The organism is Mesorhizobium sp. LNHC221B00, from assembly GCF_000502935.1.
GTDB classification, from domain to species: Bacteria; Pseudomonadota; Alphaproteobacteria; order Rhizobiales; family Rhizobiaceae; genus Mesorhizobium; species Mesorhizobium opportunistum.
Genome location: NZ_AYWR01000007.1, coordinates 114438 through 140558 on the forward strand (window position 1 = coordinate 114438; position 26121 = coordinate 140558).

A 26121-nucleotide genomic window follows, 5' to 3' on the forward strand; every position below is an offset into this window, starting at 1 on the left:
AAGGAGAGTTCCACGTGTAGTTCGGTCTGGGAATATAGTCCGATAGTCCTCATATCTTGTCGCCCCAGCACATTTGTGCGCGGCCACCGAACCGCCCTCCGCCACCGTGCGCCGATGGAGCTTCCGGAGTGCCGTGTTGGGGTTTAAGTTAGGGATTTGCCAAAACCCCCCAAAGATTGCGATGCGGAATCAATTAGATAGCGCAAATTGCTGGCGGAGAGGGAGGGATTCGAACCCCCGATGGGCTTGCACCCATGCCGCATTTCGAGTGCGGTGCATTCGACCACTCTGCCACCTCTCCGCGGTCATGGTCGGCCGTTGCCGGCGCGGCGCACTAGATAACGGCTGAACGGGCAGGTTACAAGGCCAAATCCGCGGGGAAATTCAGCTTGCCGTCCGGGTCCGGCCGGGATCGAGATCATCCGTCCCCGACAGGCGGTGCCAGCCGGTACGCCAGGGTCAGGGAAACGGGCCGTTTGCCTTGACTCGCGCTCAACCTTCGGTTAGGGACAGCGCGCAATCGGCGTGGAGGGTTCTTCCGCGCCGCTTGTTTTTTGAACCCGCAGACTGACAAAAAGACGGCCGAACCGCCAGAGGCGGTTCATCAAGGCCGACCGAACAGCGAAAGGCAAAAAATGTTCGCAGTCATCAAAACGGGCGGCAAGCAGTATCGCGTCGCCGCCAACGATCTCCTGAAGATCGAAAAAGTCGAAGCCAATGTCGGCGATATCGTCGAGATCGGCCACGTGCTCGCGCATGGCGAGGGCGAAAACGTCACGTTCGGCGCGCCGTTCGTCGATGGCGCTCTGGTCACGGCGGAAGTCGTCGAGCAGGGCAAGAACCGCACGGTCATCGCTTTCAAGAAGCGCCGCCGTCAGAATTCGCGCCGCAAGATCGGCCATCGCCAGCTTCTGACCACCGTGCGGATCTCCGAGATCCTGCTGGGTGGCGCAAAGCCGACGAAGACGGCAGCGGTGAAGGCGCCGAAGAAGGAAGCCAAGGCCGAACTGGCCTCCGAGGCCGAGGCCGCGCCGAAGGAAGCCAAGGCCAAGAAGGAAGCCGCTCCGAAGGACGAGGCGAAGGCCGAGACGGCCGCCGCGCCGCTGTTCAAGGCGCCGAAGGGCGAGCCGGACGATTTGACCGTGATCAAGGGCATCGGCCCGGTCGCCGCCAAGGATCTCGCCGAGCAGGGCATCATCACCTTCGCTCAGCTCGCCAAGCTGACCGAAAAGGACGTCGCCAAGATCGACGAGCACATGCCGTTCAGCGCCGACCAGATCAAGGACTGGCGCGAACAGGCCAAGGAATTGGCGAAGAAGTAATTTTTCCGGCGACTGGGTCGCCGGATCGGACTTGAAACGGAACGCGAACGCGTTCATAAGGCCTTTTAGGCGCCTTGCGGCGCAACGGAGTTAGTTAGATGGCACACAAGAAAGCTGGCGGCTCGTCGCGCAACGGTCGCGACTCGCATTCCAAGCGTCTGGGCGTGAAGAAGTTCGGCGGCGAAGCCGTCATCCCGGGCAACATCATCATTCGTCAACGCGGCACGACCTGGCATCCCGGCGTCAATGTCGGCATGGGCACGGACCATACCCTTTTTGCGCTCGAATCCGGCGCCGTGATGTTCAACAAGAAAGCCAACGGCCGAACCTACGTATCGGTCAACCCGATTACCAAAGCCGCGGAGTAGCCGGTTCCGCACTAGAACACCGGCGCCCATCTCGGGACCGGTGTCTGGCAAAACCAGGAAAAGGATCAGGGGAGATGGGTTTCCATCTCCCCTTTTTCTTGTGCCTGGAGGACTTCTAATGGTTGCCGAAGCGGAAGACACCGACGACGAAAGTTACGCGATAGACTGTCCGGTGCTGGTCACCGAGCGGCTGGTGATGCGGGCGCCCTGCGAAAGCGATGTCGCGCAACTGGTGGAACTTGCCGACAACCGCCATGTCGCCGAAATGCTGGCGCGCATGCCGCACCCCTATGGCGAGACCGAGGCACGCGCCTTCCTCGCCATGACCAAGTCGCGTCGCGCAGGCATCGTCTATGCCCTGACGCTGGCCGGCACCGACACCTTCGTCGGCTGCGCGGGCTTGAACACCACCGATCGCGGGCTGGAGCTCGGCTACTGGATCGGCGAGCCCTGCTGGAAGAGGGGCTATGCGACGGAAGCCGCCCACGCGCTGGTCGATCTCGCCTTCCAGAAGACCTCGATCCAGGTGCTGCATGCCTCGACACGGGTCATCAATCCGGCCTCGCGCAGGGTCATCCATAAATGCGGTTTCCAGTATGCCGGCCAGGGAATGTTGAACTCGATCGTCGCCGGCCAGGTGCCGGTCGAGCGCTATCGGCTGGATCGCAAGACCTGGATCAGCCTGCGGAACTGGGTGCATTTCTAGATGGGGCGATATTCAGGTGAGGCCGGCCTGCAAACGATGGTTTTCTGCGCTTCCGGTGCTCACGGACTTCATGTCCGCTCCGCTCCGGTTCTCGGAAACCATCGTTTTCGACTCGGCCTGACCTGAATCTCGCCCCATCTCGGCGCGTGCCGCAAACCAAAGGTTTTGAACGAAGCCTAAGTCAGCCCAGTTCGGCCCAGACGGGCAAATGGTCCGAGCCGACCGCTTGGCGGTCGACCCACAGGCGCTTCAGGGATCGGGCAAGCGAGGCGCTGGTGAAGATATAGTCGATGCGCTTGTGGCGGCTGGCATCCTCGGGCCGTTTGGGATCGACCCAGGTGGCGAGATCGGCCACATCGAGGCGCACAGCGGCATCGACGGCAAAGTCGGCGGTCAACGGCATGCCGAATTCATGGTCCGGGCGGCCGGCGAGTTCGATATATTCGGGCGAGCCGGCCAGCATGTTGAAATCGCCCATTCCGACAAAGGCTTCCGGATGCGGCAGTTCCGGCAGGCCGATCTCGGCGACGCCGGACAATGCTCCGCCTTCGAGCGCGTAGTTCAACAGGCGCTGGCGCAGGAACTGGATCTGGCTGGCGCGTTCGACCGGGCTGCGGTGATCGAGATGGATGGAATAGAAGCGGATGAAACCGAGCGGCGTCTCGATCAGCGCTTCCAGCGCGCCGCGCTGGAAGTTCATCATCTCGAAGCTGCGGCTGCGCGGCAGAAGCAGGTTGCGCGACAGATGAATGGGCGTCTTCGACAGCACCATGTTGCCGAGCTGGAAGGTCGTGGTGATGGCGCGTCCATCCTCGATGCGCGAACCGATATTGGCCTCGAAATTGCTGCCATAGACGGCAAAGTAGTCGGGCAGCGCCTCGCCGATCTCGGCGACCATGTCGCGGCCGCCGTTCCTCGGATTGTTGCGGGTAACCTCCTGCAGCGCAATGACGTCGGCGTCGCGCACGGCCTCGGCGATGCGCCCGACATCGTACTGCCCGTCGAGACCGACGCCGTACTGGATGTTGTAGGTTACAAGCTTCATTCCGCCATCTCCGGCCAACCCCATGCGGCCATTGTCACAAAACGGCCTCGCCCTTCGCCGCGCCTTGGTTTAGAGCAAGGCCTAAGGTTTAGAGCAATGCCGCAAGGCCAATAAAGAAACTGCGATCCATGAAATTTCTCGATCAAGCCAAGGTCTATGTCCGCTCCGGTGACGGGGGCGCCGGTTCGGTGTCGTTCCGGCGCGAAAAGTTCATCGAATTCGGCGGGCCGGACGGCGGCGATGGCGGTCGCGGCGGCGATGTCTGGCTGGAAGCGGTCGACGGGCTGAACACGCTGATCGACTATCGCTACCAGCAGCACTTCAAGGCCAAGACTGGTGTCCATGGCATGGGCCGCAACATGACCGGCGCCAAGGGCGCCGACGTCACGCTCAAGGTGCCGGCCGGAACGCAAGTGTTCGAGGAGGACAACGAGACGCTGATCTGCGACCTGACCGTCGTCGGCCAGCGCTTCCTGCTCGCCAAGGGCGGCAATGGCGGCTTCGGCAACCAGCATTTCAAAACCTCCACCAACCAGGCGCCGCGCCGCGCCAATCCCGGCCTGCCGGGCGAAGAGCTCAACATCTGGCTGCGGCTGAAGCTGATCGCCGATGCCGGCCTTGTCGGGCTGCCCAATGCGGGCAAGTCGACATTTCTGGCCGCCGTCACCGCGGCCAAGCCGAAGATCGCCGACTATCCATTCACGACGCTGCATCCCGGCCTCGGCGTCGCCCGCATCGACGCGCGCGAATTCGTCATCGCCGATATTCCCGGTCTCATCGAAGGCGCGCATGAAGGCGTCGGCATCGGCGACCGCTTCCTTGGCCATGTCGAGCGCACGCGCGTGCTGCTGCACCTGGTCTCGGCGCAGGAAGAAAATCCGGGCAAGGCCTACAAGACCGTGCGCGCCGAACTCGATGCCTATGGCCATGGCCTGATCGAGAAGGCCGAGATCCTGGCTCTTTCGCAGGTCGATACGCTTGATGCCGATGAGCGCAAGAAGAAGGTGGCCTCGCTGAAGCGCGCCGCCGGGCGCGCGCCGATGCTGTTGTCCGCCGTCACCGGCGAAGGTGTCGAGGCGGTGCAGCGCGCCCTGATGACGGTGATTGCCGAGGCTCGCGCGCAAGCTCTTCCCGTGGCCGAGACGCGCTGGGAAAAGTAAGGCATGCAGTCGCTCAGGAAATACCGGCGCATCACCGTCAAGATCGGCTCGGCGTTGCTCGTCGACCGCGCGGCGGGTCTGAAGCGCGACTGGCTGGCCTCGCTCGCCGACGATATCGCGGTGCTGGCCAATGGCGGTGCGGAAATCCTCGTCGTGTCCTCCGGCGCCATCGCGCTTGGCCGCACCATTCTTGGCCTCGGCAAGCGTGCGCTGAAGCTGGAGGAAAGCCAGGCCGCGGCCGCCGTCGGACAGATCGCGCTCGCCGGCGCCTGGTCGGATGCGCTCGGCAAGGGCGCCCTGAAGTCAGGCCAGATTCTCTTGACCCTTGGCGACACAGAGGAACGCCGGCGGTATCTCAACGCCAGGGCGACGATCTCGACATTGCTCAAGATGAAGGCGGTGCCGGTCATCAACGAGAACGACACGGTCGCCACCTCCGAAATCCGCTATGGCGACAATGACCGGCTGGCCGCGCGCGTCGCCACGATGATGGGCGCCGACCTCCTTGTGCTGCTCTCCGACATTGACGGGCTCTACACCGCGCCGCCGGCGCGCGACCCGCAAGCCAAGTTCATCCCCGTGGTCGACCGCATCACATCCGATATCGAAGCCATGGCGGGAGCCGCCGCTTCCGAACTGTCGCGCGGCGGCATGCGCACGAAGCTCGATGCCGGCAAGATCGCCACGGCCGCCGGCACGGCGATGATCATCACATCGGGGACGCGGCTGTCGCCGCTGATGGCGATCGAGCGTGGCGAACGCGCCACTTTCTTCCGGCCGAGCGCCAATCCGGTCAAGGGCTACAAGACCTGGATCGCCGGCCAACTCGAGCCGGCCGGCCGGCTGACGGTCGATGCCGGCGCCATCGGCGCGCTGTTGTCCGGCAAGTCCCTGCTGCCGGCCGGCGTCAAGCTGGTCAGCGGCAATTTCTCGCGGGGCGACACGGTGGCGATCCTGTCGCCCGAGGGCCGCGAGATCGCGCGCGGACTGGTTGCCTACGATGCCGCCGATGCCGTAAGGATCGCTGGCCTGAAGACAGCCGAGATCGAAACCATTCTCGGCTACGAAGCGCGTTCGGCGATGATCCACCGTGACGATTTGGTGGTCAATCACGCCGGAGGCGACATAAGCGGAGGATGAGCCATGCTGAAACTGCATGAAAAATCCGGGGACGACACCGTGGCGCTGATGGCCGATATCGGCCGCCGTGCCCGCGCTGCCGCCCGACCGCTGGCCATCACCACCACCGCCGCCAAGAATGCCGCCCTCCTCGCAATGGCCAAGGCGATCGTCGCCCGCGAGCAGGAGATTCTCGACGCAAACGCCATCGATGTCTCGAATGGCCATGAGTCCGGGCTTTCCGCTTCCTTCATGGACCGGCTGAAGCTCGATCCGGTGCGTATCCGTGCCATGGCCGAAGGGATTCGCGAGATCGCGGAACTCAAGGATCCCGTCGGCGACGTCATCGCCGCCTGGGAGCGGCCGAACGGCCTGCAGATCGAGCGCGTGCGTACGCCGCTCGGCGTCGTCGGCGTCATCTATGAGAGCCGCCCGAACGTGACGGCGGATGCCGGCGCGCTCTGCCTCAAGGCCGGCAATCCGGTGATCCTGCGCGGCGGCTCGGATTCACTCAATTCGTCTTCCGCCATCCACGCCTGCCTCGTCGAAGGCCTGAAGGCGGCCGGCCTGCCGGAAGATGCCATCCAGCTGGTGCCGACCACCGACCGCGCCGCTGTCGGCGAGATGCTGAAAGGGCTTGGCGGCACGCTCGACGTCATCATCCCGCGCGGCGGCAAAAGCCTTGTCGGGCGGGTGCAGAACGAGGCGCGCGTGCCGGTCTTTGCCCACCTCGAAGGCATCTGCCACCTCTATATCGACCGCTCGGCCGATCTCGACATGGCGGTCAGGATCGCCGTCAACGCCAAGATGCGGCGCACCGGCGTCTGCGGGGCCGCCGAGACATTGCTGGTCGACCGTGCCGTGGCGTCGACGCATCTGGTGCCGATCCTCGACGCGCTGCGCGCCGCCGGCTGCGAGATCCATGCCGATGGCGAAGTGCTGAAGCTGTTTTTCGACGCCAAGCCGACTGATGATGCCGACTGGGTGACGGAATATCTCGACGCCATCATCGCGGTGAAGCTGGTCGACGGCGTCAGCGGTGCGATCGACCATATCGAGACCTTCTCCTCGCATCACACGGAGGCGATCGTCGCCGAGGATGCCAAAGCGGTGGAGCGGTTCTTCAACGAGATCGATTCGGCGATCCTGCTGCACAATGCCTCGACGCAGTTCGCCGATGGCGGNATGGCGGCGAGTTCGGCATGGGCGCCGAGATCGGCATCGCCACCGGCAAGATGCATGCGCGCGGACCGGTCGGCGTCGAACAGCTGACATCGTTCAAATACCGCGTGCGCGGGTCGGGACAGGTGAGGCCGTGACGTTTTTTGCTGCTAGGGCGTGAAGCGTTGCGCCCAGGCACCCCCCTCTGTCCTGCCGGACATCTCCCCCGCAAGGGGGGAGATTGGCTGGCATTTCGGATTTCGCCAACCTTCAACGCTGCAAGATTTACCTCTTCGCCGAAATTGCTGATCTCCCCCCTTGCGGGGGAGATGCCCGGCAGGGCAGAGGGGGGTGCTTAGCGCGATGCTATCTCCTTCCCCACCCCCAGCACCCTCCGCCTACCTCAAAATGCCGCATGCCGAAAAAGGCCTGGCCGTCGGTCTGTTCGGCGGTTCGTTCAATCCGCCGCATGCCGGCCATGCGCTGGTCGCCGAGATCGCGCTGAGGCGCCTGGCGCTCGACCAGTTGTGGTGGATGGTGACGCCGGGCAATCCGCTGAAGAACACGCGCGAACTGGCGCCGCTGACCGAGCGGCTGCAATTGTCGGAGCAGATCGCCAAAAACCCGAAGATCAAGGTCACCGCCTTCGAGGCGGCGCATCATGTGCGCTACACCGCCGACACGTTGGCGCTGGTCAAGGCGCGCAATCCCGGCGTCGATTTCGTCTGGATCATGGGCGCCGACAGTTTGCGCGACTTCCATCACTGGCAGCGCTGGCGCGAGATCGTGCTGACCTTCCCGATCGCGGTCATCGACCGACCGGGGGCGACGCTGTCGTTCCTGTCGTCGGTCGTCGCCAAGACCTTCGACTATGCCCGCGTCGACGAAGGCGATGCGCCGCGGCTTGCGCGCATGAAAGCGCCGGCCTGGACCTTCATCCACGGCCCGCGCTCGTCGCTGTCGTCGAGCGCGATCCGCCGGATGGCAAAGGGATAGGGGTGCCACGGGGTTCCTCCCTTCTCCCGCAAGGGGAGAAGGGAAGACCGCCGATGTCGCTTTTGCAGGGGCTTTTCGCCGTGGAGTGGGCGATCTTGTCTGAACATGACCACTCTCGTGAAGCGCCAACCCGCAGTCGATCCGGAGCAGGGCAGCGCGCCGACGCCGCTGATCGCGATCGCCAGCGTCATCGTTTCGATGGCGCTGATTGCCATCGGCAACGGGCTGATGTTCGCTTACATACCGGTCCGGCTCGGTGCCGAAGGTTTCGACCCGACCTGGGCCGGGCTGATCGTCACCGGCCTGTCGGCCGGCGGTCTCGCCGGCTGCATCCTGACCGGGCCGCTGGTGCGCAGGGTCGGCCATGCCCGTGCCTTCATGGTGCTGTCGGCGCTGATCGCGCTGTCCAACGCCGCAATCGGCGCCGGACCCCATCCGCTGCCGTGGATCGGGGCACGCGCCCTCTACGGCTTTGCCATTTGCGGCCTGTTCATCGTTGCGCAGAGCTGGCTCAACGATGCCATCGCCAATGCGATACGCGGCCGGGTGATGGCCTTCTTCTACGTCGCCTATGTCGCCGGGCTCGGTGTCGGCTATGCGGCGCTGGCTTTCATCGACATCAGAGCCGCGGATGCGCCCTTGATCGGCATCGCCTTCACCGCCTTGTCGATCCTGCCGGTCGGCATTACGCGGCTGGCGCAGCCGCCGGCGCCCCAGGCAGCCTCGGTGGCGCTGCGCCGGGCCTGGCGGATTTCACCCGTCGGCGTTGCCGGCATGCTGGCGGTCGGCGGCCTGTCGATGTCGATTTCCGGCTTCGCGCCGATCCATGCCACGGCCAAGGGCTACAGCCAGGCCGATGTGGCGCTTTTGCTTTCGGTGATGCCGCTTGGCACGCTGATCCTGCAGCTTCCGCTCGGCTGGATCTCCGACCGTACCGACCGCCGCTATGTGCTGATCGGGGCCTCGGCGCTGGCCGCGGCGGCGGGCATACTTGCGCTCGGTTTCGACGGCGGTGCGCTGGCGGCGCTGCTGGTTATTTATGTCTTGTGGGACGGCGCCTCCGAATCGATCTATTCGCTGGCCAGCGCGCACGCCGCCGACCGTGCCGGCAAGGACGACATGGTGGCATTGTCCAGCTCGCTCCTGTTTGCCTGGTCGCTGTCGGGCTTCATCGTGCCGGGAATCGTCACGGCGCTGTCGGCCGTCTTCGGCACACAGGCCTTCATCTATGTGGCAATCGTCATTGCCTGCGCCTTCTGCCTGTTCGTGCTGCTGCGCGTGTTCACGACGCGGCCTGTGCCGGCCACCGAGACCGGCAGCTTCGCGCCGATGACGGCGCAAGCGCCGCTGCCGGTCGAACTTGCCTATGCGCCGGACGAACAGGACCGACCTCGAAGCAATTGATTATTGCCGGCGGGCTTCCGGCGCCGGTGCTTCCGGTGCCGGCAGCGGGATCGATATGCCTTCCGAATCGAATTCCTGCTTGGCGCGCTTGGTGAGATCGGCCTGGGTGGCGAAGAAATCCGCTGACGATGTCCAGTAGCGCAAGGTGATCGAGACGGTGCTGTCGCCCAATGCCGCAACGAAGGCGATCGGTGCCGGCTGGCGCCTGATGCGGCGCTCGGCCGCGGCAATGGCAAGCAGTGTCTTCTGAGCCCGGTCGATGTCGTTCCACGAGCCGATGCTCAAGGTGATGTCGCCACGGCGCACGCCGTTGCGCGAAAAGTTGCGCACCGGCTGGTTCCACAGCGTGGAGTTGGGCGCCAGGATATAAACGCCGTCGGCGGTCCTGAGTTTTGTCGCAAAAAGGCCGATTTCCTCGATCGAACCGGCAATGGAGCCAACCTCGACGGATTCGCCGATGCGGAACGGACGCAGCGCCAGAAGCATGATGCCGGCGGCGATGTTCTGCAGCGTGCCTTGCAGCGCCAGGCCTATGGCCAGGCCAATGGCGCCGAGCGCGGCGATGATCGAAGCGGTCTGAACGCCGAACTGGCCGAGCACCATGATGACGACGAGGACCAGTATGGCGTAGCGGACGATCTTGGAAAGGAAATGCCGCAGCGTCTGGTCAAAGCCGTTAATATGGCCGAGGCCGGCAAAGATCGAGCGCTCGCCGAGGCCGGCGATGATGTAGCCGACAACCAGAAGGATGACCGCGCCGATGGCGGAGAAGGAATAGGAGACGATCAGCGTACTGAGTTGCGCGAGGCCGGCCTGGAGGGTGAGCAGAGTGTCTTGGGGGTCGATCGGCATGGCAGGGTTCCGGTTGGTCGTGAGCCGATAACCGATGCGGGAAGGCTGGGTTCCGACCTTTTTGCCTCTCGCATGGAACAACCGCGCAGCCGGAGAGTTCGCGTGAATTGGAGCTCCGTCTTGAAACTGCAACGGAACTCTGCCTATCTAAGTGGTGTCATCCGCTTTTGGGGTGATTTGGTTGTTCTTGCTGCGAAAGGAAATACACTGAGAACAGCACTGCGGAAGAGGGCCGATATCGTGCCTTCGCCGGCCAGGATCAGCGTAGACGACGCCGTGTCCCGTGCCATCAAGACAGTCCTTGCCAGTCTGGAAGACTCCAAGGCCGAAAATATTGTCTCAATCGACATTCAGGGGAAATCGAGCCTCGGCGACTACATGGTCGTCGCGTCTGGCCGATCGCACCGTCATGTCTCGGCTGTCGCCGATCATCTCCTCAAGGCGCTCAAGGATGCCGGCCTCGGCACCGCGCGCGTCGAGGGGTTGTCCGGCGCCGACTGGGTCCTGATCGATTCGGGCGATATCATCGTCCATGTCTTCCGTCCCGAAGTCCGCGAATTCTACAATCTCGAAAAGATGTGGCAGGCGCCGGATCTCGAGGAAGAGACCCTTCACTAAGCTGCCCTGTGTCGTCGCCCAGAACCGGATTTCCTTTGGGTGACATGCATTGGCGGCTTATAGAGGCGGGATGAAGATTTCAGTTCATGCCGTGGGCCGAATGAAAGCCGGCCCCGAGCGGGAGTTGGCCGAGCGCTATTTCGAGCGCTTCGCCAAGAGCGGCCCTGCCGTGGGGCTCGAATTCGCCGGCGTCACCGAGATCGCCGAGGGCCGTGCGCAGGGCGCCACCGAGCGCCAGCGCGACGAAGCTTCCCGGCTGCAGGCGCAACTGCAGCCCGGCACGGCGCTGATCCTGCTCGACGAGCGCGGCAAGAGCCTTTCCTCGCAGGATTTCGCCAATCGCATCGGCCGGTTGCGCGATGGCGGGCGCAAGGCGCTGGTGCTCGCCATAGGCGGCGCCGATGGTCACGACGCGTCGCTGCGCGAGCAGGCCGAACTGGTGGTCTCGTTCGGCGCGCTCACCTGGCCGCATCAGCTGGTGCGGGTGATGCTGGGGGAACAGCTCTACCGGGTGGCGACGATCCTGTCGGGCCACCCCTATCACAGATCCTGAAAGCTGCCGCTCCGCACCGAATTCCGCCCCAATGCCGCGCAAGATCGCGATGAAGGAACCGCTTTCCTTGTGCATGTCGTTGTTCCAAAAGCACCGCGCAACTTTGGGCGACACGCGTTAACATGGTTGATGGTTCGTTAACGAAGCCGCAGATAGAGTCGATCGCGAATGTCTGAAGGCTGGAAATCGACACTGAGTCTATCAACAGGGGGCTCCTCAACACGCAGCCCTTGGCGCGTGCGCTGCGGCATCGCGGCGGCGGCGATTCTTCTGTCGCTCCATGCGGCGCGGGCCGAGAACACGCTCGACATGGCTCCCGATCCGGACCAGAGCCGCGCCGAATACGAACAGGTTTCCAAGGAAATAACGCTGTCGTCGGAACGGCTGGCCAAGCTTGCCGCCGACATCGCCGCGGTCAAGAAGGACCACGCCTCGATCACCGCCGCGTTGATCCAGTCGGCGATGACCGAACAGAAGCTCGGCCAGGACATCGAGGATATCGGCGCCAAGCTGGAGGGGCTGAAGGGCCAGCAGCAGAAGATCCGCGCCTCGCTCATGGCACGACGCGACGTGCTGGCCGAAGTGCTGGGTGCCTTGCAGCGCATGGGCCTGAACCCGCCGCCGGCGATCCTGGTCAAGCCGGAGGACGCGCTGTCGTCGGTGCGCAGCGCCATCCTGCTCGGCGCCGTGGTCCCGGAATTGCGCCAGCAAACCGACAGCCTGCTGGCCGACCTCAAGGAGCAGACCCGGGTGACGGCCTCGATCGAGGCTGAACGGGCGCGGCTGACGGAGGCGGTCGGCGAGCAGGCGGCGGAAAAGAAGCGGCTCGGCATGCTGCTCGAGGCCAAGCAGAAGCTCGAGGCTGACACAAAGGCGCAGATGGCGGCCGAGCAGCAGAAATCCGAGGCGCTGGCCGCCAGGGCCAGCAGCCTGAAGGATCTGATCGTGTCGCTCGAAGCGCAGGCCGAGAAGACCCGCAAGGCCGCGGATGCCGCAAAGGCGGCCACGCCGGGCGCCGATCAGACGGGCGGCGACAAGACGGCGTCGCTGCCGGTCCCCGAAGCCAATCAACTCACCGCGACTGCCCCCTTTTCAGCACTGCAAGGGCAGATCGCGCTGCCGGTCACCGGCCGAATCAAGCGCCGGTTCGGCGCCGATGACGGTAGCGGCGCCTTGATGCTTGGCGACATGCTTGCGACACAATCGGGAGCCATCGTCACCGCTCCGGCGGATGGGAATGTGCTTTATGCGGGGCCGTTTCGCTCCTACGGTCAACTCTTGATCCTCAATGCCGGCGACGGTTATCATGTCGTTCTGGCGGGGATGAGCAGAATCAGCGTCGTGACTGGCCAGTCGGTGCTCGCAGGAGAGCCGGTCGGCGCGATGGGAGAAGCCCGGGTAGCGAGTACCTCGGTTTCGAAGAATGGAAATGCCACGCCGGAACTCTATGTCGAGTTCCGTAAGGATGGAAAACCCGTCGATCCGGCCCCATGGTGGGCGGACCGTTTTTCTGGAAGGACGTGAAATGATGCGGAAACTGTCGCTTCTGTTTGCCGGTGCGCTGATGGGCGCGTCCGCCATGAGCCTTGTTTACGGCGCTCCTGGCTCGTCGGCGAACGCTGCGGGGTCGGAGACCTACAAGCAACTGGCGATCTTCGGCGACATCTTCGAGCGGGTGCGGGCACAGTATGTCACGCCGCCCGACGACAAGTCGCTGGTCGAGAACGCCATCAACGGCATGCTTTCCTCGCTCGACCCGCACTCCTCCTACATGAACGCCGAACAGGCGCAGGACATGCGCGTGCAGACCAAGGGTGAGTTCGGCGGCCTCGGCATCGAGGTCACCATGGAGAACGACCTGGTCAAGGTGATCACGCCGATCGACGACACGCCGGCCGCCAAGGCTGGCGTGCTGGCCGGCGACTATATCGCCAAGATCGATGGCGAAGAGGTTCGCGGCCTGACGCTCAACGACGCGGTCGACAAGATGCGCGGCCTGGTCAACACGCCGATCAAGCTCACCATCCTGCGCCAGGGCGCCGACAAGCCGATCGAGCTTACGGTGGTGCGCGACATCATCAAGGTCAAGGCGGTCAAGTTCCGGGTCGAGAACGACATCGGCTACATGAAGATCACCTCCTTCACCGAAAAGACCTATGACGACCTCGAGAACGCGATCGACACCATCAAGAAGCAGGTGCCGGACGATAAGCTCAAGGGCTATGTGCTCGACCTACGCCTCAATCCGGGCGGCCTGCTCGACCAGGCGGTGAGCGTGTCCGACGCCTTCCTCAAGCGCGGCGAGATCGTCTCGACGCGCGGACGCGATCCGAAGGACGTCACCCGCTTCGACGCCAAGCCGAAGCAGACCGACGACATCAACGGCAAGCCGATGATCGTACTCGTCAATGGCGGCTCGGCCAGCGCTTCCGAAATCGTCGCCGGCGCGCTGCAGGACCTGCGCCGCGTCACGGTGGTGGGCACGCAGTCCTTCGGCAAGGGTTCGGTGCAGACCATCATTCCGCTCGGCGAGAATGGCGCGCTCAGGCTGACGACGGCGCTTTATTACACGCCGTCGGGCAAGTCGATCCAGGGCAAGGGCATCACGCCCGACATCAAGGTCGACCAGCCGTTGCCGCCGGAACTGCAGGGCAGGGACCTGACGCGCGGCGAATCCGATCTCAAGGGCCACATCAAGGGCGCCGACGAGAGCAAGACCGGTTCGGGCTCGGCCGCCTATGTGCCGCCGGATCCGAAGGACGACCTGCAGCTCATCTATGCCGAGCAGCTGCTGCGCGGCCAGAAGACCGATCCGGCCTTCCCGCCCAATCCGGAAAAGGCCGTGCTCAACCAGTAGTGGTTCGGCCGGCCAGGTCTGGCCGCCTGAACCAACCAATGCGATGCTGCCGGGACCCTTGGGTTCCGGCAGTTTGATTCGGGGGCAAGATGGGGCCTCCAGATGCGGCGCCAAGGGGTGCGCCAGGATTGATGAATTCGCGCAGGTCTTCTCGAAGGGCTACCCTTCGGAACGATGCGCCCCGGGGACAGGGCTTGGCTGATATCGGCAAGGACATCGAACGCCCGCTTGGACAGACCGTCCGGGCGCCGCGCGCCGCCGGCAAGATCAGCGCGGGCGTGGTCGCCTCAGCCATTGTCGTGCTGGTCGTGGTCGGCGTTTCCGGCGCGATCGCGCTCAGGGAAAAGCCGTTTCGCAAGCCGCAGGAGGTTGCCGTCTCGACGCCGAAGGTGACGGCGCCTGCCGAACCCGCCGCCGCGCCTCCAGCCTTGGCGCCGGCCGCCGTCCCGAAGGCGCAGACGCCAGCCAAGACAGGCGGACCGCAGATCATCCATGTGCAGACGGAAGAGGGCGACGGCCCGCCCAAGGCGGGGATCGTCATTCGCGATCCGTCGAGCATCGGGCAGAATCTGAAGATCGCGCATCTTCCCGACAAGGCGCTGATCGAAACCAGCGATAGCGGGCCCTTGCCGATGCGCGCCGCCGATGGAAGGCGGCCATTTGACGTCTATGCGCGACCCTGGTCCGGCGCGCGCGGGGCGCGGGTGGCGATCGTCATCGGCGGGCTCGCGGTTTCACAGACCGGCACCCAGGCGGCGATCGCCAAGCTGCCGCCGGAGGTGACGCTGGGCTTTGCTCCGCAGGGCAACAGCATCGGCCGCTGGATGCAGGCCGCCAGGCAGGGCGGCCACGAGATCGTCATGCAGGTGCCGCTCGAACCGTTCGACTATCCCAGCGTCAATCCGGGCCGCAACACGCTGACGGTGGCGGCAAGTGCCGACGAGAACCTGAAAAGCCTGCACTGGGCGCTGTCGCGGACCACGAACTATACCGGCGTCATGAACTATATGGGCGCCCGTTTCTCGGCCGACGCGAGGGCGATGGAACCGTTCATGGCCGAGCTCGGCAAGCGCGGCCTCGCCTATGTCGACGACGGCTCGTCGGCGCGCAGCCTCGCACCCGACCTGGCGCTGAAGGACGGCGTGCCCTTCGTCGCCGGCGACATGGCGATCGATGCGGTGCAGGATCGCGGCGAAATCCTGAAGAAGCTCGACAGCCTGGAAGCGACAGCGCGGGCCAAGGGCTTTGCCGTCGGCATCGGCTCGGCCTTCGACCTGACGGTCGACACGGTGTCGTCCTGGGTGGCCGAAGCCAAGAAGCGCGGCATCGAGATCGTGCCGATTTCAGCGGTGGCCATTGATCCGCAAAAAGGCTGACGATCCGCTGATCGCAACGAACCCACTGGAACGACCGGAGAGAGCGTCGGATGGCCAAAAAGATCGACCGCGAAACGCTGCCTTATCGCCCCTGTGTCGGGCTGATGATCCTCAACGCCGAGGGCCTGGTCTGGGTCGGGCACCGCATTGCGGAACCCGACAGCGAATTTGCCGGCACCACGCAGCTCTGGCAGATGCCGCAAGGCGGCATCGACAAGGGCGAGGAGCCGCTGGAAGCGGCGGAGCGGGAGCTCTATGAGGAGACGGGCATGCGCAGCGTCTCGCTCATTGCCGAGGCGCCGGACTGGATCAACTATGATCTGCCGGACCACCTCGTCGGCATCGCCTTCAAGGGCCGCTATCGCGGCCAGACGCAGAAATGGTTCGCCTTCCGCTTCCATGGCAATACCAGCGAAATCCAGATCAATCCGCCGCCGGGAGGCCACACCGCCGAATTCGACGAATGGGCATGGCGGCCGATGCAGGATCTGCCCGACCTGATCGTGCCGTTCAAGCGCCATGTCTATGAGGATGTGGTGGCGGCGTTCCGGCACCTGGTGGCATAGGAGGACGAGACGCAGCTGCGGTTGCCGCGCGGGTCCTGCGGTCCTATTGATGTCTGTCCGCCACGAGAAGGGTCGCCATGAACGACGCCTCCAGAAGGTCGTTGCCCGGGGATACCGCTGCCGTAAGCGAAGCGGCGGCGGGAGCCATTCTCACCATCGATCTCGGCGCGATCCGTGAAAACTATCGGCGGCTGAAAGCGCAACTGGGCGGCGTGCGTTGCGCCGGCGTGGTCAAGGCGGACGGCTACGGTCTCGGTGCGGCGCAGGTGGCATCGGCGCTGATGAAGGATGGCTGCGACACCTTCTTCGTCGCGCTGCTGGCCGAAGGCATCAGCCTGCGCAAGGCGATCGGCGCCGGGCCAGACATCTACGTGCTGAACGGGCTGCCGCCGGGCTCGGAGCCGGAAGCCGTGGCCGCCGGCCTGTGCGCGGTCATCAACAGCGGCGCGCAGTTGAAGGCCTGGCGCGCGGCGGCGCATGGCGCCGGCCGCCAGTTTCCGGCCGCTATCCAGGTCGACAGCGGCATGTCGCGGCTTGGCATGGCGCCTGCCGAGGTCGAGGCGGTGGTAAAGGATACCGGCGCGTTCGCGGGCATCGACGTCAGATACGTGATGAGCCATCTGGCCTGCGCCGACGAGCCGCGCCATCCGGCCAACGAGCAGCAGCGGCTGGCGTTTGAACGGCTACGAGCCCTGCTGCCGGAGGCGCCTGCCTCGCTCGCCAATTCCTCCGGCATTTTCCTTGGGCCGCGCTACCACTACGATCTGGCCCGGCCGGGGGCGGCGCTCTACGGCATCAATCCGACGCCTGGCGCGCCCAATCCGATGCTGCCCGTGGTGCGGCTGCAGGCCAAGGTTGCCCAGACGCGCGGCATCGAAAAGGGCACCGGCGTCGGCTACGGCCACAGCTACCACGCCGAAGGTCCGCGCAGCCTGGCGACGATCTCGTTCGGCTATGCCGATGGCTGGTTGCGCCGCTCGGCCTCGGCGGCCTGGTTCGAAGGGGTGCGTCTGCCTTTCCTCGGGCGTGTGTCGATGGATTCGATCATACTCGACATTTCGGCCCTGCCGCCCGGCAAACTGCGCGAGGGCGACCTGGTCGAGTTGCTGGGTCCTTCGCAAAGCGTCGACGATGCGGCCGGCCATGCCGGCACCATCGGATATGAAATCCTGGCCAGCCTCGGCACGCGCTTTCACCGCCGATACGTCGATAGCTAGCCCCTAGAGGCTAGCCTCTTGGCGGGCGCGGCAAAATCCGGCAGACAGGGAATGGCATGCCCGGTGTTAGTGGCGGCGTGGAGCGTGATGCAATGAAAATCATGGTGCTGGGCGGTGGCGTCATCGGCGTGACCACGGCGTATTACCTTGCTGAGGCCGGCCACGAGGTGACGGTGGTCGATCGCCAGAAAGGCCCGGCGCTGGAAACCAGCTTCGCCAATGCCGGCGAGATTTCGCCCGGCTATGCCTCGCCCTGGGCCGGGCCCGGCATTCCGCTCAAGGCGATCAAATGGCTGCTGATGAAGCATGGCCCGCTGGTCGTGCGGCCGGCCTTCGACCCGCATATGTGGACCTGGCTGGTCAAGATGCTGCGCAACTGCACGGCCGAGCGCTACGCGATCAACAAGTCGCGCATGGTGCCGCTGGCCGAGTACAGCCGCGACACGCTGAAGGCGCTGCGCGAAGCGACCGGCATCACCTATGACGAGCGGACCCAGGGCACGCTGCAGCTGTTCCGCACGCAAAAGCAGCTCGACGGCACATCAGGCGATGTCGAGGTGCTGAAGAAATACGGCGTGCCCTACGAAATCCTCGACCAAGACGGCTGCATCGCGGCCGAGCCGGGCTTGGCCAGCGTGCGCGAGAAGTTCGTCGGCGGCCTCAGGCTGCCGCATGACGAGACCGGTGACTGCAAGATGTTCACCGACAAATTGGCCGAGCTCTGCGTGGCGCGGGGCGTGAAGTTCGAATACGACATGACGATCTGGCGCGTCCTCCGCAGCCGCAACCGCGTTGCCAATCTCAGCACCAGCAAGGGTTTCAAGGCGGCCGACGCCTATGTCATGGCGATGGGCAGCTATTCGGCGGGGTTCATGCGCCGGATGAAGCGGCCGATCCCGGTCTATCCCGTCAAAGGCTATTCGATCACCGTGCCGATCAAGGATGCCGCGCTGGCGCCGGTGTCGACCGTCATGGACGAGACCTACAAGGTGGCGATCACGCGGCTCGGCGACCGCATCCGCGTCGGCGGCACGGCCGAGATTTCCGGCTTCGACCTCAGGCTGCACGAATCGCGGCGGCGCACGCTCGAACACTCGGTCGGCGATCTCTTTCCCGGTGCCGGCGCCATGCGCGAGGCGACGTTCTGGTGCGGGCTTCGGCCAATGACGCCGGACGGGCCGCCGCTGATCGGCCGCACCGAGCTGTCCAACCTTTATCTCAACACTGGCCACGGCACGCTCGGCTGGACCATGGCCTGCGGTTCGGCCAAGGTGCTGGCCGACATCATCTCGAGCCGAGTGCCCGATATCGATGTCCGCGCCCTGGCGCAGGAGCGCTATCTCAAATAGCGGCGTCCTGGGTGCACGGGTCAGAACGCCTGCCTGACCCAGACGTCGTCGAACAGCAGCCGGTAGGCCCACGGGATCGTCACATTGGCGGCGACCGGGTTGGAATGGGCGAGGTAAGCGTCATAGACCGGCTTCATCCTGACGTAGAAGGCGGGGTCGAGCACCACCATGCCGTTCTCCGAATCATGGAAGAAGCTGCGGTTGTTGAGATTGACCGAGGAGATGGCCACCAGCCTCTCGTCGATCATCATGATCTTGGAGTGCAGCACCACATCGGGCGCCTTGAATTCGCGGATGTTGATGCGGTCGCCATATTCTTCGACGAACAGCTTGTTGAGCGCGGTGAGGAACTTGCCGCCGATATCGCCCTTGAGATCGATGCGGCCGACGATGTCGATCTTGACCCCGCGCGCCAGCGCCCGGTCGAAGGCTCGCGCGAGGCTCGGCGTCAGGTTCAGGTAGGGATTGACGATCTGGATATGATGGCTGGCGGCATCGACCAGTTCGACGAAATAATCCTCCAGCGCATGGCTGTCCTCATAGGGCACCGAAATGAAATGTCGGGCATTGCCTGAGGGGCGGCCACCCTTGGAACGGACCGGGATAGAGAAGGGGCGCGCCAGGTTGGTGTCGGCGTCGCGCAACCATATCGTCGACAGATGCGCGGCGAGCGTATCGACAATTGTCGGGTCGGCGAACTCGATGTCGAAGTCGCTCCAGTTCGAGTAGTAGTTCAGCGAAAACCCGTCGGTCTTGCCGTATTGCTCGAGGTCCGGATAGCGCGACAGATCGATCGGCTGGTGGAACAGGAAACCGTCATGGATGTTGCGGCCGCCGATGATGACGCGCGAGCGCGCGGGATCCAACGCCAGCGCCGCCAGCATCTTGACGTGATGGACCTTGTGCAATTGTGAAATCTGCTCGTCGATCGGTGCGCCATGGTCCGCCCGCCAGCGGTATTCCTGCAGTTCGACATTGGGGAATTCGGCCGCCAGCCGGTGCAGCATGGCGTCGTCCTTCTCGCGCTCCAGCACATCGGTAACCATGATGCGTACCTTGGTGCCAAGCGCTGCGTGGTGGCGGATCAGCCTTTCGATGATGCGGCCGGAAAAATCCGCCTTGAACTCGAGCGACGAGAGATAGATCAGCTTCAGCCTCGGCGCCCTGGAGAAATCGAGCGGCAGTTCCGGGTCACCCTTGTCGATGGCCGCGTCGGACAGCGGCGCGCCCATCAGCGCCTCGACCTTGGCGTTGAAGCCGTCGCGCGATTTGCGCAGCAGGCGCGGCGTGCCGATCGGCACGGCGCAGGTCTGCGACAGCCAGCGGCTGGCGTAGAAGACGCGCTCAAGCGCGTCTAGGCTGGCGTCGTTGGGAACCGGGCAGCGCTGGTAGCGGCTGTCGAAGGAGGCAAGCGCCGGATCGGCGGCCTCTTCGCGCCGGATGGCGAGCGGTGCGCCTGCCGGGGCAAGGCTGGAGCGAATCCTCGCGTTGCAGCGGTTCAGGCTGTCACTTGGAAACAGGCTGGCCGTGTCGTTCGCGCCGGACAGGCGAAAGCGGAATGCGGTGCTCGCGGCGATGGTGCGTGAGCCGCCGCCGGCGCGAATGACCAGCGCGCCGTCGCATGACCCTTCGATCTCGGCGGCCTGCTTGCCGGCCTGGCGCACGACGATCTCGACGCTGCGTGCCTGCAGGCCGGAGAAATCGAAAATCTTGGGCGCCGAGGGTCGTGCCGCAGCGTCGATGTAGAGCGTCTGCCGCGACACCCGCCAGCGTCCGTCGAAACGGCCCTCGCCGACGTCGCCGCCGGACGGCGGCAGACGCGGCTTGGCCACGGGTCCGGCCAGTTGCTGCAGCGTCGTGTAGGTCGCCTGGAAGTCGCGGTTCTGGACGTCGCGGCGGTTTCGCCCGAACGGTCCGGTGCCATTGGCGCGATCCATGGCGCCGAGCTGGTTGTGGGCAAGCAGCGCCAGGAACCGTCTTTCATAGTCGCTGGTGCCGGCGTCTCCGAAAAATTGTGCCGCAGCGACCTGCGGCCCGCGCGTGCCGGCCGACAGAGCGGGACGGGTGCAGGCTGCCTGTCCCGGCAGGAACTCGCAGGCGTTCCGGCCTGGGCCCGCGCAGCCGGCAAGGGCAGTGAGCGCCAGCCCGAACACGGCTAGGATGATCGATGCACGGCCGTTCAATCCGTTGCTCCGGCCTTCAGGGCACGCAACTGCGTCGGGTCTCGCGGTGGCATGAAGCCTTGCGGAAAAACCGTGCAGATCGGAATGGCAAAGGTGGCGATCAGCAATTCCGCTTCGCTGCGCATCTTGCGGGGCGCCGTCTTGTCATCGCGGATCGCCCTGGCCGAAGCGACAAGAGCGCCATCGCAGTCGCAATGGTTGTGACGGGCGATGTAGCAGGCGTCATGGGTCCGGCAAACCGCGTCGAGGCGGTCGACCGGCCGGGCCGAGAGATCCCCGGTGCGGGTGCCTGGGCCGCAGTAATTGCCGATGACGAAGGGCGAGGGGCGCGCCATGGCGTAACGGATGGGCTTGGGCAATTCGGCTTCCGGCACTTTTGTCCATGGGTTGGCGCAGGCCGAGACGAAAAGCAGCGGCAGGATGGCAAGAACGGCTCGCATTTTTATCCGCGCCAGCTTTCTGACGATTTCCCCACCCGGCGGCCCCGCTCATAGCGGTGGCCGCATGCCTGATGCCACACTGGCTGGTTTTGTGGCAAGCGCAAGGCGGCGCCGACAGCCTCGGTCATGTATTGCAATGCTGGATTGATCTGCCCGATAATACTCACTCGGGCACCCGGAGTGTAAGCACCAGTGATGCAGCGTTGCCTTATCGTTACGTTTGTTGGATTTCTGTCTGGCGTCGCGGGGGCGAATGCCGCCGACAATACCGTCCATGACCGAAATAACTGGATCTCGCTGACCTTTCCCGAAGAATGGACCAGTGAGCCGCCTTCTGGCGAAGCGATGTTGCTGGCTGTTGATTCCACAGAAAATGAGGGCCTTTCCTGCATGGTGTCGGGCTCGCTTTACAATCCAACCGGTTCGCCGCCCGATCCGCGCAAGTTCATCGAGGACTGGCCGATGGGCACTTGGCAGAGGATGATGGGCGAACCGTTCAACACAGCCGATTTCAGCAATGACAAGCTGGCAAGGTTTCCGGACGGCTATCCTGTGCGCCTTGCCGATCTGGACTTCACGGTTAGGAACGAGAATAACATTCTGCACGGCCATTCCAGGTTTGCGTTTTCAGTTCGGGGGGCGCGCTATGGTTATGTCAACTGCTCGTTGATGGCCGAGAGCGCCGAGGAGGTGGCGCAGCGATGGGCACCATTGGCGGACGAGGTTGAGCGCGTGGTGAATTCCTTCGTTCTCTACCCGCCTTGAATGGCGCATTGCCTTCGCCGGTTGGTGAAATCAGGTGAAAAGGCCCCGCTCCCGCTCCACCGCCTTGGTGATGAAGCTGGCGACGATCTGGACCCGCCGCAGCGGCCTGACCGATTCGTGATAGACCAGCCAGTAGGCGCGGCGGATGGGTGCCACCACATCGACGGCCATCAGTTCCGGCATCGAGCGGGCGACAAACGTGTGCAGGATGCCGATGCCGGCGCCCGACCGCACCGCTTCGGCCTGGCCGAGTGCGGAGGAAATGGCAAAGCTGGTGCGCCAGTCCGCGCTGAACTCGGCGGCGTAGTCGAGCGAGGGGCTGACGATGAGGTCGGGCACATAGCCGATCAGTGTGTGCTGGCCGAGCTCGGCGGCGGTCCTGGGCAGGCCATGCGTTTGCGCATAGCCGCGAGAGGCGAACAGGCCGAGCGTGTAGTCGACCAGCTTTCCCGCCACCAGCCGGCCCTCGGTCGGCCGCTCGACGGTGATGGCGATGTCGGCCTCGCGGCGCGACAGCGAGAAGGAGCGCGGCACCGGCACGAGCTGGATCGTCAATTCGCGGTGCAGCGCGGTCAGTTCGCCGAGGCGCTTGGCCAGGAAGGCGACGCCAAACCCGTCGGGCGCACCGATGCGGACCGTGCCCGAGACGTCGTCGCCTTCGCCCGATATGGTCGAGCGCGCGGCGATCATGTCGCCCTCCATGCGCTCGGCAATGTCGAGAAAACGCTCGCCCGCGGGCGTCAGCTCGCTGCCGGTGGTCAGGCGGCGGAAGAGTTTCGTGCGTAGCGCATCCTCGAGGGCGGCGATGCGGCGCGAGACGGTGGCATGATTGAGCTCCAGCCGTTTGGCGGCGCCAAGGATCTGCCCAGCGCGGGCCACGGCGAGGAAGATACGGACGTCATCCCAGTTCATGAGAGTGGTCCGAATGACAATGGTCAGCGTAGCGTTCTGTGGCGCCCCCCTCTGTCCTGCCGGACATCTCCCCCTCTAGGGGGGAGATTGGCAGCGTCGCCGACAGTCCCTCCTTGACAGCCCCCATGATTGGCGAAGGCGAATATGACAGCGCAATCTCCCCCCTAGAGGGGGAGATGTCCGGCAGGACAGAGGGGGGCGCTAAGGAACTCAACGTTGATCATTCCTGGTGTAAGACGACGCCCCATCATTTGCGAGAATTGATGCTCTCCCGTCAACTGTTATCTATTTTTCGCACAACGGTTGCGTTCTCGCTCGCGTTGCCATTCGCCGGCCGAAGGCGGACAATGCTCCATCACAAACAAAGGGAGAGACATCATGATCGAATACGGTCACTTCATTGGCGGTAAGCATGTCGCCGGCACCAGCGGCCGCAAGCAGGGCGTCATGCAGCCGATGGACGGCACCGTGCGCGGTACGGTGGCGCTGGCTTCGCAGGCGGAATTGCGCGCGGCGGTCGAGAACGCCAAGGCGGCACAGCCGAAATGGGCCGCCACCAACCCGCAGCGCCGCGTGCGCGTGCTGATGAAATTCCTCGAACTGGTCGCCCGCGACTATGACGAGCTGGCCGACATCCTGGCGCGCGAGCATGGCAAGACCATCGCCGACGCCAAGGGCGACATCCAGCGCGGCCTCGAAGTGGTCGAGGTCTGCATCGGTGCTCCGCACATGATGAAGGGCGAGTTCACCGACGGCGCCGGCCCCGGCATCGACGTCTATTCGATGCGCCAGCCGCTCGGCGTCGTCGCCGGCATCACGCCGTTCAACTTCCCGGCGATGATCCCGCTATGGAAGATCGCCCCGGCGATCGCCTGCGGCAACGCTTTCATCCTGAAGCCTTCCGAGCGTGACCCGGGCGTGCCGATCCGCATCGCCGAGCTGTTCCTCGAGGCCGGCCTGCCGGCGGGCATCCTCAACGTCGTCAATGGCGACAAGGAAGTCGTCGACGCCATCCTCGACGATCCCGACATCAAGGCCATCGGCTTTGTCGGCTCGACGCCGATCGCGCATTACATCTATTCGCGCGGCACTGCCGCCGGCAAGCGCGTGCAGTGCTTCGGCGGCGCCAAGAACCACATGATCATCATGCCCGACGCCGACATGGACCAGACCGTCGATGCGCTGATCGGAGCCGGCTACGGCTCGGCGGGCGAACGCTGCATGGCGATCTCGGTGGCTGTCCCGGTCGGCAACGACACCGCCAACCGGCTGATGGAAAAGCTCGTTCCGCGCGTCGAGAGCCTGAAGGTCGGCCCGTCGACGGATTCGGCCGCCGATTTCGGCCCGCTGGTGACGCGCCAGGCGCTGGAGCGGGTGAAAGGCTACGTTGACACCGGGGTCAAGGAAGGCGCCAAGCTGGTCGTCGACGGCCGCGGCTTCTCGATGCAGGGCTATGAGAACGGCTACTACATGGGCGGCTGCCTGTTCGACAATGTCACGGCCGACATGAGTATCTACAAGGAAGAGATTTTCGGGCCGGTGCTCTCGGTGGTGCGCGCGCCGACCTATGAGAGCGCGATCAAGCTTGCCAACGACCATGAGATGGGCAATGGCGTCGCCATCTTCACCCGTGACGGCGACGCCGCGCGCGACTTCGCTAGCCGTGTCCAGGTCGGCATGGTCGGCATCAACGTGCCGATCCCGGTGCCGATCGCCTACTACACGTTCGGCGGCTGGAAGGCGTCGTCTTTCGGCGATCTCAACCAGCACGGTCCGGACGCTTTCCGCTTCTACACGAAGACCAAGACGGTAACCTCACGCTGGCCGTCCGGCATCAAGGACGGCGCCGAATTCGTCATCCCGACGATGAACTAGCCGGACGCTTTGCTGCTTGCGCGTCCTCGCCTTCGGCTGCGGGCGCGCGGGCGGCGTCTCTTCATTGCTTTGAAGGCTGACAGCAAAGGCTCGGGCTCAGAACCCGAGCCTTTTTCTTGCCCGGTCGCGGTCGGTATCCACGTGAACGCTAATGTGATGGAACCTGGGGCGCGTTGCCGTCTTAGGTTGCAGTCCTGCCGCCTGGAGGCCTGGAGGCGCGGCAGATCAACCAACGGCGCTGGCGACAGCTTCGGGGGCAATCGTTTGGCGCAGGGAGGTGTCAGATGGCACGTCTTATGGCAACGATATCTCTGGCGGCGGCTTCCGCGTTTTTCGCCGCTCAGGCATCGGCAGCGCCGCAATGCGCGGCGCGTACGGACATGGTCAAGGCGCTTGGTGAGAAGTTCCACGAAAGCCAGGCGGCGCACGGCCTGGTCAACCCGAGCGTGATACTCGAGATCTTCGTGTCCGACCAGGGCACCTGGACCATCCTGGCCACCGACATCCATGGCCAGAGCTGCGTCATCACGGCGGGCGAAGGTTGGGACGGTGCCGTGATGGCGGGGATGCCCGGCGCCTGAATTGACAAGCAGGCTCAGCGCGTCGCTGCCGCCTCGGCATGGCCGCGCAGCAGCGCCATCAGCCGCTTGGCGTCCTTGGCCGCGGCCTCTTCGTCTCCGTCAAGGATAGAGCGGATCAGGGCAACGTGGTGCTCGGCCGATTCGGCGAGGCCGGTGTCGGCCTTGTAGCGGAACCAGAAGCGGCGGCTGTGGGTCTGCAAAGGGGCGGCCAGCCGCGCGGCAAAGGGGTTGTCGGCGGCCATCGCCAGCGCTTCGTCGAGCGCCTTGTCGGCCTGGATGAAGGCCAGCACGTTGCCTGAGATGACCGCCTTCTGCATGGCAAGGGCTGCCTCGTGAAACAGGTCGGCGGCCTCGCGGGTGACGAAGCGTGCGGCCGAGCGGGCCAGCACCACCTCGACGCCGCGCCGGGCGTCGAGCACGCGCAGCCAGTCGCCGGGATGCAGCGGCGCGATCGCGATGCCGGCACGCGGACGCACGTCGAGCAGCCCTTCCCAGGCCAGCCGCTGGATCGCCTCGCGCACCGGCGTGCGGCCGAGCGCCAGCCTATCGATGAAGGCGCCCTCGGTGACGAAGCTCGCCGGCGCCAGTTCGAGCGTGACGATCATGTGCTCGAGCACGCGATAGGCCCGAGTCGCGGCCGGCTCGGACAAGGCGCTTGCTTCCTTGGATATCAAAGGCTGTCTCCTGATATATCCA

At 64.7% G+C, this 26121-nt stretch carries 24 protein-coding genes, 1 tRNA gene and 1 pseudogene; 19 read left to right on the top strand and 7 right to left on the bottom strand.

Annotated features, from left to right (window positions below):
• Positions 1-211 precede the first annotated feature (211 nt).
• Positions 212-301: transfer RNA gene (locus X741_RS154850), tRNA-Ser, on the bottom strand.
• A gap of 334 nt (positions 302-635) precedes the next feature.
• Between X741_RS154850 and X741_RS154845 the strand changes: the two genes are divergently transcribed.
• The 3 genes from X741_RS154845 to X741_RS154835 all read left to right on the top strand — a co-directional run bounded on the left by X741_RS154845 (position 636) and on the right by X741_RS154835 (position 2396).
• Positions 636-1322, top strand: coding sequence for a 50S ribosomal protein L21 (locus tag X741_RS154845; RefSeq protein WP_023777598.1), 687 nt, complete (start codon positions 636-638; stop codon positions 1320-1322).
• Between the two features lie 98 nt (positions 1323-1420).
• Positions 1421-1690, top strand: coding sequence for a 50S ribosomal protein L27 (rpmA, locus tag X741_RS154840; protein ID WP_013892455.1), 270 nt, complete (start codon positions 1421-1423; stop codon positions 1688-1690).
• A 118-nt stretch (positions 1691-1808) separates the two neighbouring features.
• Entirely contained in the window at positions 1809-2396 is a 588-nt protein-coding gene (locus X741_RS154835; RefSeq protein WP_023777599.1) for a GNAT family protein, read from the top strand.
• A gap of 181 nt (positions 2397-2577) precedes the next feature.
• On the opposite strand, the gene X741_RS154830 is transcribed toward X741_RS154835, so the two are convergent.
• Positions 2578-3441 carry an endonuclease/exonuclease/phosphatase family protein gene (locus tag X741_RS154830; RefSeq protein ID WP_023777601.1) on the bottom strand — a complete coding sequence of 288 codons (864 nt, stop codon included), beginning with the start codon at positions 3439-3441 and terminating at the stop codon, positions 2578-2580.
• 128 nt (positions 3442-3569) lie between these two features.
• On the opposite strand from X741_RS154830, the gene obgE reads away from it, so the two are divergent.
• The 5 genes and pseudogenes from obgE (at position 3570) to X741_RS154810 (ending at position 9281) form a co-directional block, all read left to right on the top strand.
• Entirely contained in the window at positions 3570-4601 is a 1032-nt protein-coding gene (obgE, locus tag X741_RS154825) for a GTPase ObgE (RefSeq protein ID WP_023777602.1), read from the top strand.
• Between the two features lie 3 nt (positions 4602-4604).
• Entirely contained in the window at positions 4605-5741 is a 1137-nt protein-coding gene (proB, locus tag X741_RS154820; protein ID WP_023777603.1) for a glutamate 5-kinase, read from the top strand.
• 3 nt (positions 5742-5744) lie between these two features.
• Positions 5745-7039 (top strand): annotated as a pseudogene (locus tag X741_RS01000000166485) (glutamate-5-semialdehyde dehydrogenase).
• A gap of 250 nt (positions 7040-7289) precedes the next feature.
• The gene (locus tag X741_RS154815) at positions 7290-7877 is read left to right on the top strand and encodes a nicotinate-nucleotide adenylyltransferase (protein WP_031249985.1); all 588 of its coding nucleotides are present in this window, start codon (positions 7290-7292) and stop codon (positions 7875-7877) included.
• Between the two features lie 105 nt (positions 7878-7982).
• Positions 7983-9281, top strand: coding sequence for an MFS transporter (locus X741_RS154810; RefSeq protein WP_023777605.1), 1299 nt, complete (start codon positions 7983-7985; stop codon positions 9279-9281).
• Here X741_RS154810 and X741_RS154805 read toward each other — a convergent pair whose 3' ends face one another.
• The gene (locus X741_RS154805; protein WP_023777606.1) at positions 9282-10133 is read right to left on the bottom strand and encodes a mechanosensitive ion channel domain-containing protein; all 852 of its coding nucleotides are present in this window, start codon (positions 10131-10133) and stop codon (positions 9282-9284) included.
• Positions 10134-10373: 240 nt separating this feature from the next.
• Here X741_RS154805 and rsfS point away from each other — a divergent pair, with 240 nt between their 5' ends.
• The 8 genes from rsfS (at position 10374) to X741_RS154765 (ending at position 18669) form a co-directional block, all read left to right on the top strand.
• A complete protein-coding gene (gene rsfS / locus X741_RS154800) occupies positions 10374-10751 on the top strand; it encodes a ribosome silencing factor (RefSeq protein ID WP_023777607.1) in 378 nt (125 codons plus the stop codon).
• Positions 10752-10821: 70 nt separating this feature from the next.
• Positions 10822-11304, top strand: a complete 483-nt coding sequence (rlmH, locus tag X741_RS154795) for a 23S rRNA (pseudouridine(1915)-N(3))-methyltransferase RlmH (protein WP_023777608.1) — start codon at positions 10822-10824, stop codon at positions 11302-11304.
• A 168-nt stretch (positions 11305-11472) separates the two neighbouring features.
• Positions 11473-12828 (top strand): murein hydrolase activator EnvC, encoded by a 1356-nt coding sequence (locus X741_RS154790; protein ID WP_023777610.1) that lies wholly within the window; start codon positions 11473-11475, stop codon positions 12826-12828.
• Position 12829: 1 nt separating this feature from the next.
• Positions 12830-14161 (top strand): S41 family peptidase, encoded by a 1332-nt coding sequence (locus tag X741_RS154785; RefSeq protein WP_023777611.1) that lies wholly within the window; start codon positions 12830-12832, stop codon positions 14159-14161.
• A gap of 194 nt (positions 14162-14355) precedes the next feature.
• Positions 14356-15537 (top strand): divergent polysaccharide deacetylase family protein, encoded by a 1182-nt coding sequence (locus tag X741_RS154780; protein ID WP_023777612.1) that lies wholly within the window; start codon positions 14356-14358, stop codon positions 15535-15537.
• A gap of 50 nt (positions 15538-15587) precedes the next feature.
• Positions 15588-16103, top strand: a complete 516-nt coding sequence (locus X741_RS154775) for an RNA pyrophosphohydrolase (RefSeq protein ID WP_023777613.1) — start codon at positions 15588-15590, stop codon at positions 16101-16103.
• 77 nt (positions 16104-16180) lie between these two features.
• Entirely contained in the window at positions 16181-17320 is a 1140-nt protein-coding gene (gene alr, locus X741_RS154770) for an alanine racemase (RefSeq protein WP_023777614.1), read from the top strand.
• Positions 17321-17412: 92 nt separating this feature from the next.
• Entirely contained in the window at positions 17413-18669 is a 1257-nt protein-coding gene (locus X741_RS154765; protein WP_023766082.1) for a D-amino acid dehydrogenase, read from the top strand.
• A 20-nt stretch (positions 18670-18689) separates the two neighbouring features.
• On the opposite strand, the gene X741_RS154760 is transcribed toward X741_RS154765, so the two are convergent.
• Together X741_RS154760 and X741_RS154755 are read right to left on the bottom strand one after the other, a co-directional pair.
• Positions 18690-20852 (bottom strand): phosphatidylserine/phosphatidylglycerophosphate/cardiolipin synthase family protein, encoded by a 2163-nt coding sequence (locus X741_RS154760; RefSeq protein ID WP_023777615.1) that lies wholly within the window; start codon positions 20850-20852, stop codon positions 18690-18692.
• Complete coding sequence (locus X741_RS154755; RefSeq protein ID WP_023777616.1) at positions 20849-21292, bottom strand: hypothetical protein; 444 nt, start codon at positions 21290-21292, stop codon at positions 20849-20851. The genes X741_RS154760 and X741_RS154755 overlap by 4 nt, the downstream gene beginning before the upstream one ends.
• Before the next feature lie 195 nt (positions 21293-21487).
• On the opposite strand from X741_RS154755, the gene X741_RS0134490 reads away from it, so the two are divergent.
• Positions 21488-22057, top strand: coding sequence for a hypothetical protein (locus tag X741_RS0134490; RefSeq protein WP_031249988.1), 570 nt, complete (start codon positions 21488-21490; stop codon positions 22055-22057).
• A 30-nt stretch (positions 22058-22087) separates the two neighbouring features.
• On the opposite strand, the gene X741_RS154750 is transcribed toward X741_RS0134490, so the two are convergent.
• Positions 22088-22969 carry a LysR family transcriptional regulator gene (locus X741_RS154750; protein ID WP_023777618.1) on the bottom strand — a complete coding sequence of 294 codons (882 nt, stop codon included), beginning with the start codon at positions 22967-22969 and terminating at the stop codon, positions 22088-22090.
• A 378-nt stretch (positions 22970-23347) separates the two neighbouring features.
• Here X741_RS154750 and X741_RS154745 point away from each other — a divergent pair, with 378 nt between their 5' ends.
• Together X741_RS154745 and X741_RS154740 are read left to right on the top strand one after the other, a co-directional pair.
• Complete coding sequence (locus X741_RS154745) at positions 23348-24844, top strand: CoA-acylating methylmalonate-semialdehyde dehydrogenase (protein ID WP_023777619.1); 1497 nt, start codon at positions 23348-23350, stop codon at positions 24842-24844.
• 284 nt (positions 24845-25128) lie between these two features.
• Positions 25129-25425: a hypothetical protein gene (locus X741_RS154740; RefSeq protein WP_023766087.1), complete on the top strand. Its 297-nt coding sequence runs from the start codon at positions 25129-25131 to the stop codon at positions 25423-25425.
• 14 nt (positions 25426-25439) lie between these two features.
• Here X741_RS154740 and X741_RS154735 read toward each other — a convergent pair whose 3' ends face one another.
• The gene (locus X741_RS154735; RefSeq protein WP_023777620.1) at positions 25440-26099 is read right to left on the bottom strand and encodes a GntR family transcriptional regulator; all 660 of its coding nucleotides are present in this window, start codon (positions 26097-26099) and stop codon (positions 25440-25442) included.
• Between the last annotated feature and the right edge of the window lie 22 nt (positions 26100-26121).

Excerpts from the sequence above, each read along its gene's own strand:
- X741_RS154775 (WP_023777613.1), top strand. The coding sequence starts at position 15,588 with ATGGCCAAAAAGATCGACCGCGAAACGCTGCCTTATCGCCCCTGTGTC.
- X741_RS154790 (WP_023777610.1), top strand. The coding sequence starts at position 11,473 with ATGTCTGAAGGCTGGAAATCGACACTGAGTCTATCAACAGGGGGCTCC.
- X741_RS154750 (WP_023777618.1), bottom strand. The coding sequence starts at position 22,969 with ATGAACTGGGATGACGTCCGTATCTTCCTCGCCGTGGCCCGCGCTGGG.
- alr (WP_023777614.1), top strand. The coding sequence starts at position 16,181 with ATGAACGACGCCTCCAGAAGGTCGTTGCCCGGGGATACCGCTGCCGTA.
- proB (WP_023777603.1), top strand. The coding sequence starts at position 4,605 with ATGCAGTCGCTCAGGAAATACCGGCGCATCACCGTCAAGATCGGCTCG.
- X741_RS154830 (WP_023777601.1), bottom strand. The coding sequence starts at position 3,441 with ATGAAGCTTGTAACCTACAACATCCAGTACGGCGTCGGTCTCGACGGG.
- X741_RS154815 (WP_031249985.1), top strand. The coding sequence starts at position 7,290 with ATGCCGCATGCCGAAAAAGGCCTGGCCGTCGGTCTGTTCGGCGGTTCG.
- X741_RS0134490 (WP_031249988.1), top strand. The coding sequence starts at position 21,488 with ATGCAGCGTTGCCTTATCGTTACGTTTGTTGGATTTCTGTCTGGCGTC.
- X741_RS154755 (WP_023777616.1), bottom strand. The coding sequence starts at position 21,292 with ATGCGAGCCGTTCTTGCCATCCTGCCGCTGCTTTTCGTCTCGGCCTGC.
- X741_RS154765 (WP_023766082.1), top strand. The coding sequence starts at position 17,413 with ATGAAAATCATGGTGCTGGGCGGTGGCGTCATCGGCGTGACCACGGCG.
- X741_RS154805 (WP_023777606.1), bottom strand. The coding sequence starts at position 10,133 with ATGCCGATCGACCCCCAAGACACTCTGCTCACCCTCCAGGCCGGCCTC.
- X741_RS154740 (WP_023766087.1), top strand. The coding sequence starts at position 25,129 with ATGGCACGTCTTATGGCAACGATATCTCTGGCGGCGGCTTCCGCGTTT.
- X741_RS154810 (WP_023777605.1), top strand. The coding sequence starts at position 7,983 with ATGACCACTCTCGTGAAGCGCCAACCCGCAGTCGATCCGGAGCAGGGC.
- rpmA (WP_013892455.1), top strand. The coding sequence starts at position 1,421 with ATGGCACACAAGAAAGCTGGCGGCTCGTCGCGCAACGGTCGCGACTCG.
- obgE (WP_023777602.1), top strand. The coding sequence starts at position 3,570 with ATGAAATTTCTCGATCAAGCCAAGGTCTATGTCCGCTCCGGTGACGGG.
- X741_RS154785 (WP_023777611.1), top strand. The coding sequence starts at position 12,830 with ATGATGCGGAAACTGTCGCTTCTGTTTGCCGGTGCGCTGATGGGCGCG.
- X741_RS154745 (WP_023777619.1), top strand. The coding sequence starts at position 23,348 with ATGATCGAATACGGTCACTTCATTGGCGGTAAGCATGTCGCCGGCACC.
- rlmH (WP_023777608.1), top strand. The coding sequence starts at position 10,822 with ATGAAGATTTCAGTTCATGCCGTGGGCCGAATGAAAGCCGGCCCCGAG.
- X741_RS154835 (WP_023777599.1), top strand. The coding sequence starts at position 1,809 with ATGGTTGCCGAAGCGGAAGACACCGACGACGAAAGTTACGCGATAGAC.
- X741_RS154845 (WP_023777598.1), top strand. The coding sequence starts at position 636 with ATGTTCGCAGTCATCAAAACGGGCGGCAAGCAGTATCGCGTCGCCGCC.